Genomic DNA, 14048 nt, shown 5'->3' with positions numbered 1-14048 from the left:
CATGACCCGCTCAGCATAATCCAAGGTGGGTCACTTCTCGATGGAAACCCCGGGTCAGTTCTGGGTGGAAATCAACAGCCCAGAACGACGGATAGCGCCGAAACCATAATCCCGGGTGAATGCCCCAAATTCATGTGGTTAAAATTCTCATCGCCCCTCATCCGGAGCCGCGGCGCTCTTCGGAGATCAGCCGCTCCTGCCGCGCCATCCATTCCGCGACGATCATCGTCAGGTCGCGTAGCGCCTCGGCAGAGCTGGCCTGCTGACCAAGAAGCCGCGTCTCAAGTTGGCCGAGACGGACTCCCATCCCCGGGTCCGCAGCCTCCGCCTGTCGGGGGGAGGCGGCTTCGAGTCGTTGAGCGGTCGCCTCGAGGCGGCGGATCAGCGTCTCGAGGCCCCCCAGATACTGGCCGAGAGCCTTGCGCTCGGCAGCGAGGCGCTTGTCGCTGCTGCCAAGGGCGCTGGCCAGACGATCGAAGCCGCGCCCGACCTCTCCGCGCAGCGGATCGAGGTCCGGCGCATGTCCTCCCTTCAGCCGGTCAAGCCCGCGCCGAATCTCCGCCAGCGTGTCTGGCAGGATGGCCGAGATCTGCTGGACATTGGCAGCGAGCGTGTCGATCCGCTCGGCCTGGTCTGGCGGCGGTCCGGCGGGGGCGCGCAGCTCGAGCGCCTCCTCCAGCCTCGTGAGCAGGGCCTGCTCCTTCCTGCGCGCTGCGGCGCTGCCGGTCACCTTGCGGCCCAGGCGTTCCAAGCCGCGCAGCAGGTCGGACTGCATGGTTTCGACGCGCGCAACCACTTCGGCGCGGTCCGAGCGGACCTCTTCCAGCGCCTTGGCCAACCGCTCGAAGCCCGCCTGCAACCGGAGGGGCAGGGCGTCGGGAGACACTTCGGGGTCGGGGCTCGCCAGTTGCTGGGTCAATTCCATCAGCACCAGTTCCATGTCGTCGAACCGCCGGTTGAGTTCTGCCTCTGTGCCCTGGATCAGGCCCGCGACGTCGGGAAACGCGATGGCGGAGCCAGCCTCGGGCCTGTCGTCCGGCTCCGGTGGGGTCGGCTCGTCGTTGCAGGTCACGTCGGCCCTCCGATGATCGCGGCGACCGGCAGGTCCCGAAGGACATCAAAAAAGGGAATGAACTCGCCGGTGTCGGTCTTGCGCAGCATTTTGTCGGCGGCGGTTCCGGCCCGGCAGCACTGCGCCACTTCGAGAAGTCCTTCCGCCACCGCGCCGACCAGGTTCGGACCGATGCGGAAGAGCAGCACGCAGGCCTTGCCCTCTTCGAAGAAGGCGAATTCGCCGAAGACATGCGCCACGGAAAATATCGGGATGACCTGGCTGCGGTGATGGAGGCAGCCCATGTAGGCGTCGTGCCGGACCTCGGCGTAGAGCAGCTCTTCGGGCAGGTGCAGGATCTCGACGATGTCGGTCAGTCGGCATCCCATCCGGCGCTGCGCCGCGTGGTAGATGAGGCACGGATCCGCACCCTGCGCACCGTGGTCCATGGCGGGATCGGCGCCGGTACCGGCGCTGGCGGCAATCGTCGTGCCGGCGAGTTGCACCACCACCTCCTCCGAGAGCAGGGCCGCACTGTCGATGACCATGAAGTGCGTGCCGTCGCCGTGCATGTAGACCCCGGTGAAGAGGTCACTGCGCTGCGATATCGCCGGCGGCAGCGCGAGAAGCGCGTCGCGCGGCACATGCGTGATGTCGAAGAAGCGATCGATCTCGACGCAGATCAGCCCGCCCCCAGGGACCCGCATCGCCACCGAGGCCGACCTTTCGGGGCGGGAGAAGTTGCCTCCGAACCCCAAGAGATGCAGGCTGTCGAGGATCGGGATTTCTCGGCCATGGTGTTCGATCACGCCATCGCAGGGCGCATGGGCCATGGGGCTCGGCAACAGGGGGTGCATGGGAATGGTGGCCTGGATCTCGGCCACGGGAAAGGCAATGCCCTGGCCGGCGTAGCTGCAGAGCAGGACGGCCAGGGCATCCCGCGCCGGGCCCGCCGCGGCTGCGGCGCCCCTGTCGCGCGGCAGGGCGTAGGGGAGCTCGGGCAGGTCGAAGAGCCGCTGCGGATCGAGAAGCCCAACCACCACGCCGTCCCGCACGAAGCTGCGCGCGCCGGCCAAGAGATCGCTGTGCCCGGAAATTCCCATGCGGGTGATCCGCCCGGGCTCGAGTGCGGTCATGCCCTCGAGGCTGTCGACCACGAGCCCGACCAGCCGCTCGGTCCCGGGGCTGATGAGAATGACCACAACGCGTTCCTGCGGCGATAGGGGCGACGGGAGGCCGAGGAGGATCCCGAGATCGACCAGCGGGATCGTGTCGCGGCGCAGCACCATCGCCCCCAACAGCCCCGGAAGGGGCGCCGCCAGCGTGCTGAGGGTCGTGGGGAAGGGCACTGCCTCGCGGACACTTTGGGCCGGAATGGCCAGGCGGCAGCCACCTACGTCGATGAGCCCGAAGATCTCGCTCGGCTGACGCCTGGACGGTCCGTCCGTCGCGGCGTGCGGGTCCACCTTGGCCGGTTCGGCCGCCGCCCCCGGTTGCGGCGCTGGCTCGGCTTCGGACGGACCGGGACGCGGTGGAGCAGGAGCCTCCGGACTCTCGGCCCGGGATGAAAGTGGCAGCCCAGGTCCTTCGGTGAGCGCGGTCTCGCAGCGTTCGGCCCCCGGCCTTTCAGTCTCCTCGCCGTGGGTCACCGGGGCTTCGGCGGAGCCGTCCTCGTCGGGCAGGCGGTCCAATTCGGCCTGCGCCATCGCGACCACGACCGACGCCGCGTCCGAGGCGGGGCCGGTGGACGGCGGCTCGGGCGACCGCTGCTCCACCGGGGTCGCACGGGGCTCGTGCTCTGAAGGCGCATGTTGAGCGGCTGCGCCGCCGTCGCGGGTCGCGCGGCCTTCGGCGGCATCGACCGTCGCAGGCGCAGCGGGCGCAGACACATCGTCCAGAGCCGTGATCACCTGCTCATTCGCGTGTGCAGAAGCCAAGAGCCAGTCTCCCGTCATCGGTGAGTCCGATCCTAGATGGGGAGGGCTAACAGGGGGTTAAGTGCCGTCAGATCGTGCGCCCCAGCGCGCCGAGGTCGAGCGAGAGATCCTCGGGCGAGAGGCCGAACTGCGCCGCCAGACGGTGCAGCGCTTCTTCCGCGCGCATCAAGGTTGTTCCAAGCCGCTCTTCCTGCTCGGGCGTCAGGCTGCCCGCCTCCATCCGGCGGACCGCCTGCAGCTCCATCAATTGGCGCAGGAAGGCCATCAGTCCCAGAACAAGCCGCGCCAGGTCCTGCTCCACCCGCTCGGGGTCGATGCGGAGCCTTGTCATGTCGGGCAGCGCGTCGGCCAATGGGTCGTCGCGGGCATCATCGTGGGGGGCGGACGGGTCTGACATCACGCGGACTCCTTGGCGCTGGCTGCGTCGCCCGTCCGATCGGCCGCCTTGCAGAGCCGCGCGCCGTGAAGGAAGGCGGGCCAAGGTCCGCTCAGGCTGAGGCGAAGCTCGGACGGGCAGGCGGCGGCAAGACTCCGGGCCTGCACCCTCATCTCGCCATCGGGCAGCAGCAAGGCCGACTCGGCCCGCGCCGCGCCCCTGTCCCCGCGCAGACCCAGCGCCCGCGGCGCCAGAGCCGCAAGTTGGGTGCCGAGCCGGTGCTGCGCCTCGATCCTCTCCAGCCGCGCCCGCAGATAGGCGCGGCCATTGACGGGTGCGGCGGTCTGGCGCTCGGGCTGCGACAGGGTGAGGATCATCTCGGACTGCCCCCGGAGACGCTCCAGCACCTCGAGCAACAGGCTGCTGCGCGCCGCGGCCCAGGACCGGGCGACCCCGGGTTCGGGCGCGGACCTCACCGCGAACGGCAGGAAGGCGGGCAGCGCGCGATGCGCCGACAGGCACAGCCCGAGCCGGGCCTGCGCCGGCCCATCGGCGGTCAGCAGCGCCAGCGGGCCGGCGCGCAGATGCGGCAGCGCGCCGCTCTCTTCGACCCGGCAGAGGCCCAGCACCCTCATCCGCCGCTCCGGGACAGGCGCTCCGGTGTCGTCAAGACGGCCTTGAGCCCGAGATAGAGCAGATCGACATCGGCCACCGTCAGCCAGAGTTCGCCCTCGATGACGCAGCCCCGGTCGAGCACCCGGTCGACGAGGTCGACCAGCGCCGGGGTGTCGCTGCGGGCGGCGGCGGCGGGGGAAATGAGAAACGGATCAGACATCGGTGGGCGTCTCCATGCTGACGTGGGCAAAGCTGTAGGGCGGGAAAGGGCCGGCGAGGCGCGCGACCAGGCCGTGTTCGGCGCCCCAGCCAGGCAGAGGCCGGCGAAGATGCGCGGCCTTCGCGGAGGTCATCAGCAGCGATAGCTCCGAGAGGCGAGGCGCCCGGGCCGGGCGTGGCTCGGCTTCGGCGGCGAGCTCGGCCGCGCGTTGGCCGAGCGTGCGCAGCGCCAGGCCCCGCGCCCCGGATGCCTCGAGCCTTGCGTCTCGCCGCAGTTTGCGGCGCCACAGGAAATCCCGCCCGGTCTTCGGAGAGGGCGCGGCATCGACCGCCTGGGCCGCCTCCCCGGGCTCGACCGTCAGCGCGTATTCCGCGTGGCCGCGCAGCGCCTCGAGCCGGGCTGCGCATTCGTCGAGACGCTCGGTCAGCGCCGCCTGCAGGGCGCGCGGGCCGGAAAACCAGGTTCCGAAACGCACGGGCATCACGGGGCCCCGCACGAGGTAGCACGAGAGCAGCCGGTCATGCGCCAGCAAGCTGTCGAGGGCGGATTGCTCCGTCGGTGCGAGGGCGCCCTCGGTCACGATGGCGCTCACCGGGCCAAGCGGAAGCTGCCGGTGCGGCGGTGCGGCAGGGGCGGGGGCGGGACCGCCCGGGCTGATCAGCCCATGCAGCTGAAGCACCCTCATCGGCCTGTCCCCTGGTGTCGTGGCGCGGCGCTCGGCCCCGGAAGGCTGCGTGGCCCGACCGGAGCGGCGCATCCCTCGCGCCTGACGGCGAGGATCGGCACGTCGTCCACCGGCCCCGAGGGCAGGGTGAGCGCACAGACCCGGGCCAGAAGACGGCTGTGCTCGGTGCTGCAGCCTTGCATGAGCGCCTGCCTGCGGCGCTCGGGGAGCAGGGGGGCCAATGCGGCGAGCGCCGCGCCGGTTGGTGGTGTGGGAAGGGCCAGGCCAAGCGCGGCTGCCGCGGCGCACACATCCGTACCGGAGACCCGATGCAGCGACGCGAGCGCGAAGGACACCGCGGGGCTCGGCCCGACGAGCCGCAGGCGCAGCCGGTCCGGGCAGCGCGCGTCGATCTCTGCCAGCAGCGTGTCGAGCCGGTCTGCGTCGCTGCTGTCGATGAGCAGGATTCGATTGACCAGCGTATCGCCGCCGCCAAGCGGCAGCTCGATGCTGTCGCGCGCCAGGTGCGACAGCCGCTCTTCCATCCAAGATTTCAGCGCGGCCGAGGCAGGCGCCGGTGGGCGCGGCGCGTGGCCGTCCCAGGCGGCGGTCAGCTGGAACTGGATCCGGCCGGCAAGCCGATCGCACCACTCGGCCAGTTCCGCCTGGGAGGGGGACAGGTCGCCACGCGTGAGCCGAGATCCGGCCTGAATCGCGAGAACCGGCCCCAGCGGCAGAAGGGACTCAAGCTGCGCCTGGCGGTGTCCGGCGCGCTGCAGGACCGCGCGGCGTCCCTTGCCGAAGGTCACCCTGTGACCCGGCATGTCAGGCGCGCGCACGAGCAGGAGCGCGCCGCAGGGCTCGGCCGAGAGACCCGCCGGCAGCGGCATCGGTGCGTCACGCCGCAAGATGGCGAGCGGCGCCATCATGGCGCGCCCCGCCGCGCGGCTTCGGCCAGGCGCGCCATCAGCACCTCTTCTTCCGCGTCGTAACTTGCTTCGTCGAGATCGCCGCGATCGGCCGCGCGGGCCAGCGCCTCGATCTCGCGCCGGATGCGGACCGGGTCGTAGAATTCGGCCTCTGCCGCCTGCGCGAGTTGCGCGGTGACCCAAAGTGCGCCCGAGAAAGGCGCGGTCACCGGGACGCAGAGAAGCTTGCGCAAGAGGCCCATCAGACCACCTCGGGGTCCGGCTCCGCCGCCAGGGAGAAGGAGACGAAGTTGAAGGGCGGCGTGGGATGAACGAGGCGCAGGTGCGGGGGCGCGCCGGCGAAATCGCAGGACGAGGCGGCCTGGTCCGCGGCCTGGGAAAAGGCCTCGACCGCCGTTTCGGGCAAGAGAAAGGCCGCACGCAGCACCTGCACATCGTCCTCGGGAGGATGGAGCACATGGGCGCGGGCGAGGGGCGCGAGGCGCCGGAGCAAAGCGTGCTGGCAGACGGTGCGCCGCGCCTCCAGCGCCTCGGCGACCCGGCGCCCGAGCTCAATCTGGGCGAGGCGCCCGCCCCCGCCGCGCGCGAGCAGCGCGTCACGCTGCCGGGCAAGGCCCGGCGCGGCCGCGAGCGTTGCCTGCAGCGCGGCGGTGCGGTCGAACTCGACCCGCAGACCGACCTCGGCATGGCCCTCGATCCGGGTGAAATTCCGGGTGATCTGCGCCTTTGCCGCGCGCAGCATCCCGCTGAGGTGCGCGGTGTCGCGCACCACATGACCGAAGCGGAACGGCAGCACCGGGCCGTGAGACATCAGCACCTCGAGCACGCGGGCATGCGCCATGAGATAGCGCCGGCGTTGCGGCACCGGCTGCCCGTCGTGCGGCGTCATTGCGAGCACCGCACCGTCCATCGCCAGGGCCTGCACCGGGCCGAAAGCGCCGTCGATCGGATGGCGGGCCAGCCGGGCGCCCAGCGTGTCGCAGCGCAGCAACCCGTAGAGGTAGGCCGCAGTCATGCCGAGGTCCCCGCGCGCGAGGCTTCCACCGTCAGCCAGCCCCCTTGAAAGCGCATCCAGAGCACGCCTTCCCGCAGGTCTTGGGGAAGCGAGCAGCGGAGCTGGTGCCCAGGCGAGGTGAGGGTCAGGCGGCCCCGATGCACCTCGATGCGGAGTTCGTGCAGGGGGACGCCGGGAAGATGCGCCTCGAGCGTCCAGGCGGTGGCGTCTTGCACGATGCGGTGCTCCGGCACGCTGCGGTCCCGGTGCGAGGAGGCTTCCAGGAAATCCGCGAGGGTGCCGAGACGGACGTTGCGCGAAACCTCGGCAATGGCGGTTTCGGAACGCGGAGGCAGGCTCTCGCCGATCCTCTGCAAACTCTCTGCAAACGCGCCGATCAGCCCGCGCAGACGCAGGTCGAGCGCCTCGATCCGCGCGGCTGCCTCGGGGGACCCGTCCGAGGGCGGCTCTTGACCGGTATCGTCCGCCGGACCCGTTCCGAGGTTTCGGGGACTCATGCGCGCGCTCCCGGTATTGGCAGCTGCTCCAGCCGGGATTCGAGGGCGCTCACCCGCTCAAGCAGGGCCGCGTTCTCCTGCTCCAGGCGGCGTGCCTCCGCCGAAAGGTGGGGGTCGCTTTCCCACCAGTTGATGCCCAGCTCCTTGGCCTTGTCGACGGTGGCGACCAGCAGCCTGAGCCGGATCGACAGCAGCTCGATCCCGACCAGCGAGACCGAGACATCGCCGGCGACGACGATGCCCTTGTCGAGAATGCGCTCGAGGATGTCAGCGAGCCCGTCCGGCTGCATGGACTGCCCGTGATGGCTGCTGTGGGTCATTCTTCGCGATCCTCTCGATGGTAGCGGCGCAGTCGGCGGAAGCCGGTCAACTCGCCGGTGGGGTCAAGCGCGAGTTCGTAGGCAGCCAGGAGGTCGTTGTCGCCCATGCGGGCCGGTGCCTCGAGCACCTCGGCGACGATGCGCCATCCGCCGGGGTCCCGCTCGGAACTTGCGATGCCCTCGATCGGCAACGGGGTGATGTCCTGCAGCGCGGCGCGCGCCCTGTCCATCGCCTGCTGCAGGGAGATCGGGCGGCCCGGATCACTTGTTTGCGCGGCCGGGGCCGTTGCCGGGGCCGGGGGGGCGGGTCTCTTGCGGGCGGTCACGGCCACGGATCCTCCTCCGGCGTGGCCAGCCGGGCCAGCAGCCGCTGCGCCCGAAGCGCGTGGGCGCGAAGTTCGGTCGCGGAAAGACCGGCGCGGCGTTTCATGGCCTCAAGCTCCCGGCGGAGGCGATCGCGCTTGAACTCCACCTTCACCAGTTCCACCGCGGCTTCGGTTCGGGTGCGGGGCGGGCGGCGCAGAGCGGAGTTCGGGCGCCGCGGAGGGCATGCGGGCGGGCGTCTCATGAAGCCACCTGCATGGGGGCGTCGGAGGCGGGCGCGTCGCCGGCGCGCAGCCCGTCCAGCGCGGTCTTCAGGGCGGCTTCGAAGCCATCGGCCGAACCCGATCCACGCACTGAGCGGCTGCGCAGAACATCGACGCAGATCTGCACGAAACGGCTGTCTCGCGCGTCGACCTCCACCTTCTGGGCGGCGAGGAGGCGCCCGAGCAGCAGGGCCGTGCGCAGCGAGGCGGGGGTGCCGGGCAAAATCCGGCGCAGGGATCGCACAAGCGTGACCAGCTGCGCCGCCTTGGCCCTGTCGAGCCCGGTGCGCGCCGCGACGATGCCGCTTTCGGTCTCGGCCGGCATGCCGTCGAGATCGAAGGTCACCACCCGGTCGATCAGCGCGTCCGGCGGATGCTCAACCCCGACATATTCGTGCGGATTGGACGTCAGCAGCATGCGGAAGTCGGGATGCGCCTCGAGGCGCTGCCGCCCCGCGCGGGCGTCGTGGAACACCAGGACACGCTCCTCGAGCACCGGCAGAAGCACGGCATTGGCCGTCGGCGGGGCACGGGTGAACTCGTCGTAGACCAGCGTGTGCCCCAGGCGCATGGCGTCGGCCAGGATCGCGTCTTGCCAGTCCGTCCGCTCCTGGGTCTCGGTACGCCGGACCCGGCTGACGTAGGCATCCACCGTCTGGCGCGAGATGCGACCGATCTCGCGGCCGACGAGATCCTCGCGCGTCAGCCAGCGATCGCCGGTGAGAAAGGAGACAGGTCGCCCGAGACGGCCGGCGATGCGCAGCGCCAGGGTGGTCTTTCCCATGCCGGCAGGGCCACGTAGGTGCACCGGGACATCCGCGGCAAGGTAGGCCATGGCGCGGCTCTGCAGCGAGACGATCTCGTCATCTTCGAACAGCGGGCGTTCTTGCATGGGCAGCCGGAAATCTGCAGGGCACTCGGGCTGGGCCATGGCGAACTCCTTTCCTCGACATCGAACGCGGGACGGTCTCTGGTCTTGTCTTAGCGCGATGGTGGTGAATCCGGTCTTAATCGCGGGCGGAGTTTTTTGCGGGATGGCGCACTCAAGACTGCCAGTCGGCCAGCTTTCCCATGGGATCTCGCGGCAGTTGCGGACCGAATGTGTAGCTAAGCGGGCGTGCGGCCGGCGCGTGGCGCGCCGCCATCTCCGCGCGCAACCGCTCCTCCAGCGCGGCGGCATCGGCTCCGGCGCAGGGCACGATGTAGCATTTGAGTCGATCGCCGTCCTGCCGGACGCAGGCATGGGCGACCTCGGGTTGCGCCTCCAACGCCGCGACCACGGCGTGCAACGAGACAGTGTGACCGGCAATCTGCACGCTCCGGTCGTGGCGGCCGTGAATGGTGAAGGCCCGTCCGTCCTCCGACCAGCGGAGGTGATCCTGCAGGGCGATGGCGGCGCCCCGGCGCCGTGGCGGATTGCCCGGTTCGAGATAGGGCATGAGGCGGAAGGGCGCGTCGGGGTCGGCGCGGTGCCCGACGCCCCCCGTCTCGGAGGCGCCGAAGATCTCGGTCAGCGCGCCCAGGCCCGCCCGGGTGACCGCGGTCCAGAGCTCCGGCGGGGCCGGGGCGGTGGAGCTTAGCGCATGGGCTGCGACGGGCTTGCCCGAAAGCAGCGTCAACACCCGGCCGAAGATGTGCGGCGTGCCGACGATCAGATCGCCGTCCTGCAGCTCCCGGGACAGCGCGCCAGGCCCCCTGCTGGCGAGATCGAGCACCGGCACCCCCAGCCGCGCGGGCAGGAGCACGGTGAACAGAAAGCCGAAGATGTGATGCGGCGGCACCAGCGCGACAACCCGACCGGGCCTTTCGACAAGGCTGCGTGCCGCATGTGCCTCGACTTCCTCGACCAGGAGCTCCAGAGGGTGCTGCACGACCTTGGGCGTGCCAGTGCTGCCGGAACTGTGGAAGGCCAGGGACAGATCCGGGGCCGCGCTCTGAAAATGCGACTCGAGAAGCTGCGCCCAGGTTCCCAGCTCGGGATGCAGCAGCATGTAATCCTCGACCCCCGAGCGATGCAGCGCGAATCTTGCGGTCATTGCCGACACGAGATCGATCCTCGAGAGGCTGTCGAAGCCGAGACCGTCTTCGTCGATGCGCGTCTCATCCGTCCAGAGCGCCGCCGGCATGCGCCGGGCGCGCGACGGGTCTAGCCGCTGAAGCTCCTCGAAGATTACGGACTTGCACAAGCGCAGGGCATCGTTGCGGCGGATCATGGCGCCCTCCGGCGTGGCCCTCCGGCCTCAGGTCTCGTCCAGATCGTGCAGGAACTCGCCCACGAGGCTGGCGAAATGCGCGCGGGTCTCGGCGATCTCGGCCCGCAGCTGGACGGCCTTGGCGGCCAACTCGGCTGCGGTCGCATCAGCCGGGGGCATGTGCCGACCCACCGGGACATCCTGCGCAGCGTCATAGCTTTCGAGCGCAGACATGGCGGCGTCGAGATCGGAAAAGTGCCAGGCCCGGCAATAGTCGGTCTCGTCCTCTGACACGTGGAACCGCTTAATGCTCACCACGAAGCCAGAGTCGCTGCGGAAGATGTTGAACTCGTACCACCAGGGCAACTCGGGATTGAAGCTCATCGCCATGCCCAACTCCACGCCGGTGAACTCGAGCGGGCGAGCCCCGACCCGCCGCAGGCAATAGGTCAATGCGTCGGCGGGGTGGGTGTCGGACGGGGCGTCGTGGAGGGGCAGGACATGGTCGGTCGGCTGTCGGTCTGTCATGTAGGGCATCGCTACTCCTCTTGCCGGGTGGGTCCGGCTGCTCGGGCTCGAGTGACAGGGTCGGGACCGGAGTCCCATGGGCGGGTCCGGGGTCGCGCGTCTTCCGGCCCGCGCGGACCGGCGGGCAGTGTGGCGCATCCGTCGGGGCGGGCCGTCCCAAGAAGGGCTCGAAGATCAGACTGATTGGTGATCCAGGCGGCGCGGAAGGCCGGGCGCCTGGTGTCGTCCCGCGGCTCTCTGATGTGGGCGACGAGGCGGTCCTCGGGATCGAGGTAGAGCGCCAAGTGCCCGCGCTCCTGCGGACCGACGGAACACCCAACCGAGGTCGCCTCGCGCCCCTCCTCGCCGCGGCCGGGCGAACCAGGCCCTGGCTCGAGAGGGAGCACGAGCACGGGCACTGCCTCGACACACAGCGGTCGCAGGCCATCCCTGCGCAACCTGATCGGGCGGGGAGGCGGCCGGGTTCCCGCCCTCGCGGACGCATCGCCGCCGGCGGTGACGATCGCGGAGGGGCTGGCGCCCTGGACAAGCCGGGCGGGTGCGGCGGCCGGCAGAGGAAGCGGAGGCGCCGCCTCGGCCCTCGCGCGAAGCTGCCGCAGCTCCGGCTTGATCCGGATCAGGAATTTCTGTTCGGCCACCATGCTCGCCCCCGTGCTCAGACCCTTTTGACGAAGAGCCAGCAGGACTGTCCGTCCGGCTGCGACTTCATGTGGATCTTCACGTTCACGTCCGTGCCCTTGTAGGCGAACTTATAGTCGAACATGACGTTCACCTGGCCGCTGCGATGGAACTTGATGAACTCCCCGTGGAACCGCTTGCCCTTGGCGCAGGGGGCGATCTGGTTGAAGAAATCCATCCCGATCACCTCGGCGGGAACCCGGTTGGAGATCAGGCCTTCGGCCTTGTTGTACTTGATGATCTTGCCCATGCGATCAAGCAGGACGGCGCCGAAGGGAAGGTATTCGGCCCGCTGGGGCTCGCGGCTCAGGATGTTGTCGATGTCCTGGCTGCCAAAGGGAATGATTTCCATGTATCGATCCTCGCTCGTTCACGCCGCTCCGTCGGAGCTCTTGTCCACGCCGTCCTCGTCGTCGAGAAAGCTGTCGTTGCGGGTCAGGGACATGTCATGCAGCCGGCGCATCGTGTGACCGTCGAACTCGGTCAGCTTCTCGCGCCCCTCCTGGTCCGCCCAGCGATAATCCATCGTGCCCATGGTCACGACGCATTGCGGAAGCACCTCGTAGCGGAACTTCATGTCGACTTTATGCGCGTCTATATCGATCTCGCTCGCCTCGCCGAATTCCACCAGGGCAGTCAATTCCTCCATCCGGCTGTCGGCTTCGAGTTTCGTGTTGTCACGAATGATCTCGGCTGCGGCGGCGAGAACCCACTCGGGATAATTTCCGCGGACGACAAGGCCGAACTGATCTGAGTGGAATTCGAAGCGACCTCCGCTTTCCTTCAGGTATCCAATCGTTTCCATACTCGGAACGCTCCTTTCAGCCGCTTAGTAGACTGCTCTATCGTGAACTTTTCCGTGGCTTCGGAGTAAGCGACGCGTGCAGGATTTCCAAACGAACAATTCTTAAGTGGTTTCCCTTTCATTGCTAGAATCGCCAAAGTTTTTTTCTTCACTTTCGGTTAGCGTATTTCCCTCAGGCTCGCCCCGGCATGTCATTGAAAGGAGGGGACGAGGAATGACCTCGGCCAAGGCCCTGACCGCACCCGAGGCGTGCCCGGACCCTGCCAGGCTGCCCGATGCTGGTGATCCGCGGCGCGTGATCCTGCCTCGGGCCGGTCGCAAACCGCTGAATTTCATGGGGCGCAAAGCCAGCCGCACGGTCTGGTGCACCGGAGCAGGGGCAGGGGCAGGGGCTCCGCCGGACGAACTGGCGCTCTGGGCGCGCACCGATGGGCGGCTGGCGATATCGCTGCGGCTTGATGGGAAAGACGACGCGGCCGTTGTTGCCGATCTCGGCGCGGCCCTTGACTGGATTGAGGCGGCGTGCCGGCCGCAACGCCGCGATGCAACTCATCCCCAAGATGCCCGGGCGCTGCTCGAGCAGCTTGAAACCTGGCTGTGCGAGGCGCGTCGGGCCGAGCGGTTGCGCCGCCTTGCCGGTTTGGCGCTGCCGCAGTGGATCGGCCTTCGAGATGGGATCGGGCGAAAGGAGCGCGCATGAGCGATCACGAAACCTACGCGGACTGGGTGCGCTCCGTCCGTGCCGAAGCAAGGCGCAGTCTGCGGTCGCTGCGCCAAGACCGGCTCGCGCGGCGCAGTTCTCCGGGGCGCGCCGCAGTGGCGGGGTCTCCGCAGGGAGTCCTTCCAGAGGAGCTTCCGATTTTGGTCTCCCGTCAGACGGCTGACATGGTGCGCTCAGAGGCGGGCGACCCGCTGCCCGCTGCCGCATCGCAGGCGCCTGAGGCCGCCGATGTGACAGGGGATGGGGCAGGGGATGCGGCGGGGGATGGGGCAGGGGCCGAGCCCATGCAGCACCAGGGCGAGACCAGTGAGGCGCGACCGACCGGGGGTGACGCGGATCCGCAGCAACTTCCCGGCGATGCGGAGTCGACGGGGGAACAGGCTGATCAGGAAGCCCCGCTAGCCCCGGCCATGGCGCCGACGTCGCCAGAGGCTCCCTGCGCGGATGTGTCCAGCGAGACAGGCGAAGCGCCGGACAGCACGCTGTGCTGGACGGAGGCGGAGCTGCGTGCCAGCTCATTGAATCGCCTCCCCGGCGCCGGGATCGGGCTCGTATGGCTGCTTCATGCGAATGGGATCGGCTCGCTTGAGCAGCTGACCACAGCCGACGCCGTCAGGCTGACGCAGGGATTGGGTCTGGTGGGGCAACTCGTCGACGTTCAGGACTGGATCGATTTCGCGAAGAGCGAGCTCGGCGGGCCCGACGGCCAGACTCCGCTCGCGCCCCTGTAACGCCCAATCGGCTCGGGGGCGCCTCTGCGACCCGTCGGCTATTGACTGCCCTTAGATCGAAGCCTCGCGCCGTGATAGCGATCATCGCCGGGCCATCGCGGCAGGAGCCTTATCCTTCGCCGCATTGGAAGCCGCGTAGAGGCTCTTTTGCACAAATACCGTGAGAGATTTATATCGTGAAT

The 14048-nt window shown here is 69.2% G+C and carries 19 protein-coding genes and 1 pseudogene; 2 read left to right on the top strand and 18 right to left on the bottom strand.

Going from position 1 to position 14048, the window contains the following annotated elements; all coding sequences use genetic code 11:
* Window positions 1–157: 157 nt before the first annotated feature.
* The 18 genes and pseudogenes from G0Q01_RS01655 to G0Q01_RS01570 all read right to left on the bottom strand — a co-directional run bounded on the left by G0Q01_RS01655 (window position 158) and on the right by G0Q01_RS01570 (window position 12414).
* The gene (locus tag G0Q01_RS01655) at window positions 158–1072 is read right to left on the bottom strand and encodes a hypothetical protein (protein ID WP_164196877.1); all 915 of its coding nucleotides are present in this window, start codon (window positions 1070–1072) and stop codon (window positions 158–160) included.
* The gene (locus G0Q01_RS01650; protein ID WP_164212949.1) at window positions 1069–2988 is read right to left on the bottom strand and encodes a chemotaxis protein CheW; all 1920 of its coding nucleotides are present in this window, start codon (window positions 2986–2988) and stop codon (window positions 1069–1071) included. Before G0Q01_RS01650 ends, G0Q01_RS01655 begins: the two co-directional genes overlap by 4 nt.
* Window positions 2989–3055: 67 nt before the next feature.
* The gene (locus G0Q01_RS01645; protein ID WP_108965971.1) at window positions 3056–3385 is read right to left on the bottom strand and encodes a gas vesicle protein K; all 330 of its coding nucleotides are present in this window, start codon (window positions 3383–3385) and stop codon (window positions 3056–3058) included.
* On the bottom strand, window positions 3385–3999 hold the full coding sequence (locus G0Q01_RS01640; RefSeq protein ID WP_164196879.1) for a hypothetical protein: 615 nt from the start codon (window positions 3997–3999) through the stop codon (window positions 3385–3387). Before G0Q01_RS01640 ends, G0Q01_RS01645 begins: the two co-directional genes overlap by 1 nt.
* Window positions 3996–4199: a gas vesicle protein gene (locus G0Q01_RS01635; protein WP_164196880.1), complete on the bottom strand. Its 204-nt coding sequence runs from the start codon at window positions 4197–4199 to the stop codon at window positions 3996–3998. The genes G0Q01_RS01640 and G0Q01_RS01635 overlap by 4 nt, the downstream gene beginning before the upstream one ends.
* Window positions 4192–4884, bottom strand: coding sequence for a GvpL/GvpF family gas vesicle protein (locus tag G0Q01_RS01630; protein ID WP_164196881.1), 693 nt, complete (start codon window positions 4882–4884; stop codon window positions 4192–4194). Before G0Q01_RS01630 ends, G0Q01_RS01635 begins: the two co-directional genes overlap by 8 nt.
* Window positions 4881–5792, bottom strand: coding sequence for a GvpL/GvpF family gas vesicle protein (locus G0Q01_RS01625; protein ID WP_164196882.1), 912 nt, complete (start codon window positions 5790–5792; stop codon window positions 4881–4883). The genes G0Q01_RS01630 and G0Q01_RS01625 overlap by 4 nt, the downstream gene beginning before the upstream one ends.
* On the bottom strand, window positions 5789–6034 hold the full coding sequence (locus tag G0Q01_RS01620; RefSeq protein WP_164196883.1) for a gas vesicle protein GvpG: 246 nt from the start codon (window positions 6032–6034) through the stop codon (window positions 5789–5791). The genes G0Q01_RS01625 and G0Q01_RS01620 overlap by 4 nt, the downstream gene beginning before the upstream one ends.
* Entirely contained in the window at window positions 6034–6807 is a 774-nt protein-coding gene (locus tag G0Q01_RS01615) for a GvpL/GvpF family gas vesicle protein (RefSeq protein ID WP_164196884.1), read from the bottom strand. Before G0Q01_RS01615 ends, G0Q01_RS01620 begins: the two co-directional genes overlap by 1 nt.
* Window positions 6804–7304 carry an Hsp20/alpha crystallin family protein gene (locus G0Q01_RS01610; RefSeq protein ID WP_164196885.1) on the bottom strand — a complete coding sequence of 167 codons (501 nt, stop codon included), beginning with the start codon at window positions 7302–7304 and terminating at the stop codon, window positions 6804–6806. Before G0Q01_RS01610 ends, G0Q01_RS01615 begins: the two co-directional genes overlap by 4 nt.
* 152 nt (window positions 7305–7456) lie before the next feature.
* Window positions 7457–7594, bottom strand: a pseudogene (gene gvpJ, locus G0Q01_RS27250) (gas vesicle protein GvpJ); the annotation flags it as partial.
* Window positions 7595–7620: 26 nt separating this feature from the next.
* The gene (gvpO, locus tag G0Q01_RS01600) at window positions 7621–7956 is read right to left on the bottom strand and encodes a gas vesicle protein GvpO (protein WP_164196887.1); all 336 of its coding nucleotides are present in this window, start codon (window positions 7954–7956) and stop codon (window positions 7621–7623) included.
* Window positions 7947–8111 (bottom strand): hypothetical protein, encoded by a 165-nt coding sequence (locus G0Q01_RS01595; protein WP_164212948.1) that lies wholly within the window; start codon window positions 8109–8111, stop codon window positions 7947–7949. Before G0Q01_RS01595 ends, gvpO begins: the two co-directional genes overlap by 10 nt.
* A gap of 77 nt (window positions 8112–8188) precedes the next feature.
* Window positions 8189–9142, bottom strand: a complete 954-nt coding sequence (locus G0Q01_RS01590) for an AAA family ATPase (protein ID WP_164196889.1) — start codon at window positions 9140–9142, stop codon at window positions 8189–8191.
* A gap of 112 nt (window positions 9143–9254) precedes the next feature.
* Window positions 9255–10424 carry a 4-coumarate--CoA ligase gene (gene pcl / locus G0Q01_RS01585; protein WP_164196890.1) on the bottom strand — a complete coding sequence of 390 codons (1170 nt, stop codon included), beginning with the start codon at window positions 10422–10424 and terminating at the stop codon, window positions 9255–9257.
* A 27-nt stretch (window positions 10425–10451) separates the two neighbouring features.
* On the bottom strand, window positions 10452–10940 hold the full coding sequence (locus tag G0Q01_RS01580; protein ID WP_164196891.1) for a hypothetical protein: 489 nt from the start codon (window positions 10938–10940) through the stop codon (window positions 10452–10454).
* 646 nt (window positions 10941–11586) lie between these two features.
* Window positions 11587–11961 carry a photoactive yellow protein gene (gene pyp, locus G0Q01_RS01575; protein WP_095880866.1) on the bottom strand — a complete coding sequence of 125 codons (375 nt, stop codon included), beginning with the start codon at window positions 11959–11961 and terminating at the stop codon, window positions 11587–11589.
* A gap of 18 nt (window positions 11962–11979) precedes the next feature.
* Window positions 11980–12414 carry a hypothetical protein gene (locus G0Q01_RS01570; RefSeq protein WP_108965939.1) on the bottom strand — a complete coding sequence of 145 codons (435 nt, stop codon included), beginning with the start codon at window positions 12412–12414 and terminating at the stop codon, window positions 11980–11982.
* Between the two features lie 214 nt (window positions 12415–12628).
* On the opposite strand from G0Q01_RS01570, the gene G0Q01_RS01565 reads away from it, so the two are divergent.
* A complete protein-coding gene (locus G0Q01_RS01565) occupies window positions 12629–13114 on the top strand; it encodes a hypothetical protein (RefSeq protein ID WP_164196892.1) in 486 nt (161 codons plus the stop codon).
* Window positions 13111–13866 carry a hypothetical protein gene (locus G0Q01_RS26705; RefSeq protein ID WP_235939445.1) on the top strand — a complete coding sequence of 252 codons (756 nt, stop codon included), beginning with the start codon at window positions 13111–13113 and terminating at the stop codon, window positions 13864–13866. The genes G0Q01_RS01565 and G0Q01_RS26705 overlap by 4 nt, the downstream gene beginning before the upstream one ends.
* Window positions 13867–14048: the final 182 nt, after the last annotated feature.

Source organism: Salipiger sp. PrR007 (genome assembly GCF_010499845.1).
GTDB lineage: Bacteria > Pseudomonadota > Alphaproteobacteria > Rhodobacterales > Rhodobacteraceae > Salipiger > Salipiger pacificus_A.
The sequence above is the reverse complement of the archived record's forward strand: the minus strand, read 5'-3'. Positions and strand labels throughout refer to the sequence as shown.

Excerpts from the sequence above, each read along its gene's own strand:
- G0Q01_RS01630 (WP_164196881.1), bottom strand. The coding sequence starts at position 4,884 with ATGAGGGTGCTTCAGCTGCATGGGCTGATCAGCCCGGGCGGTCCCGCC.
- pcl (WP_164196890.1), bottom strand. The coding sequence starts at position 10,424 with ATGATCCGCCGCAACGATGCCCTGCGCTTGTGCAAGTCCGTAATCTTC.
- G0Q01_RS01570 (WP_108965939.1), bottom strand. The coding sequence starts at position 12,414 with ATGGAAACGATTGGATACCTGAAGGAAAGCGGAGGTCGCTTCGAATTC.
- G0Q01_RS01620 (WP_164196883.1), bottom strand. The coding sequence starts at position 6,034 with ATGGGCCTCTTGCGCAAGCTTCTCTGCGTCCCGGTGACCGCGCCTTTC.
- G0Q01_RS01635 (WP_164196880.1), bottom strand. The coding sequence starts at position 4,199 with ATGTCTGATCCGTTTCTCATTTCCCCCGCCGCCGCCGCCCGCAGCGAC.
- G0Q01_RS26705 (WP_235939445.1), top strand. The coding sequence starts at position 13,111 with ATGAGCGATCACGAAACCTACGCGGACTGGGTGCGCTCCGTCCGTGCC.
- G0Q01_RS01565 (WP_164196892.1), top strand. The coding sequence starts at position 12,629 with ATGACCTCGGCCAAGGCCCTGACCGCACCCGAGGCGTGCCCGGACCCT.
- G0Q01_RS01580 (WP_164196891.1), bottom strand. The coding sequence starts at position 10,940 with ATGCCCTACATGACAGACCGACAGCCGACCGACCATGTCCTGCCCCTC.
- G0Q01_RS01590 (WP_164196889.1), bottom strand. The coding sequence starts at position 9,142 with ATGGCCCAGCCCGAGTGCCCTGCAGATTTCCGGCTGCCCATGCAAGAA.
- G0Q01_RS01645 (WP_108965971.1), bottom strand. The coding sequence starts at position 3,385 with ATGTCAGACCCGTCCGCCCCCCACGATGATGCCCGCGACGACCCATTG.
- G0Q01_RS01625 (WP_164196882.1), bottom strand. The coding sequence starts at position 5,792 with ATGATGGCGCCGCTCGCCATCTTGCGGCGTGACGCACCGATGCCGCTG.
- G0Q01_RS01610 (WP_164196885.1), bottom strand. The coding sequence starts at position 7,304 with ATGAGTCCCCGAAACCTCGGAACGGGTCCGGCGGACGATACCGGTCAA.
- G0Q01_RS01615 (WP_164196884.1), bottom strand. The coding sequence starts at position 6,807 with ATGACTGCGGCCTACCTCTACGGGTTGCTGCGCTGCGACACGCTGGGC.
- G0Q01_RS01640 (WP_164196879.1), bottom strand. The coding sequence starts at position 3,999 with ATGAGGGTGCTGGGCCTCTGCCGGGTCGAAGAGAGCGGCGCGCTGCCG.
- pyp (WP_095880866.1), bottom strand. The coding sequence starts at position 11,961 with ATGGAAATCATTCCCTTTGGCAGCCAGGACATCGACAACATCCTGAGC.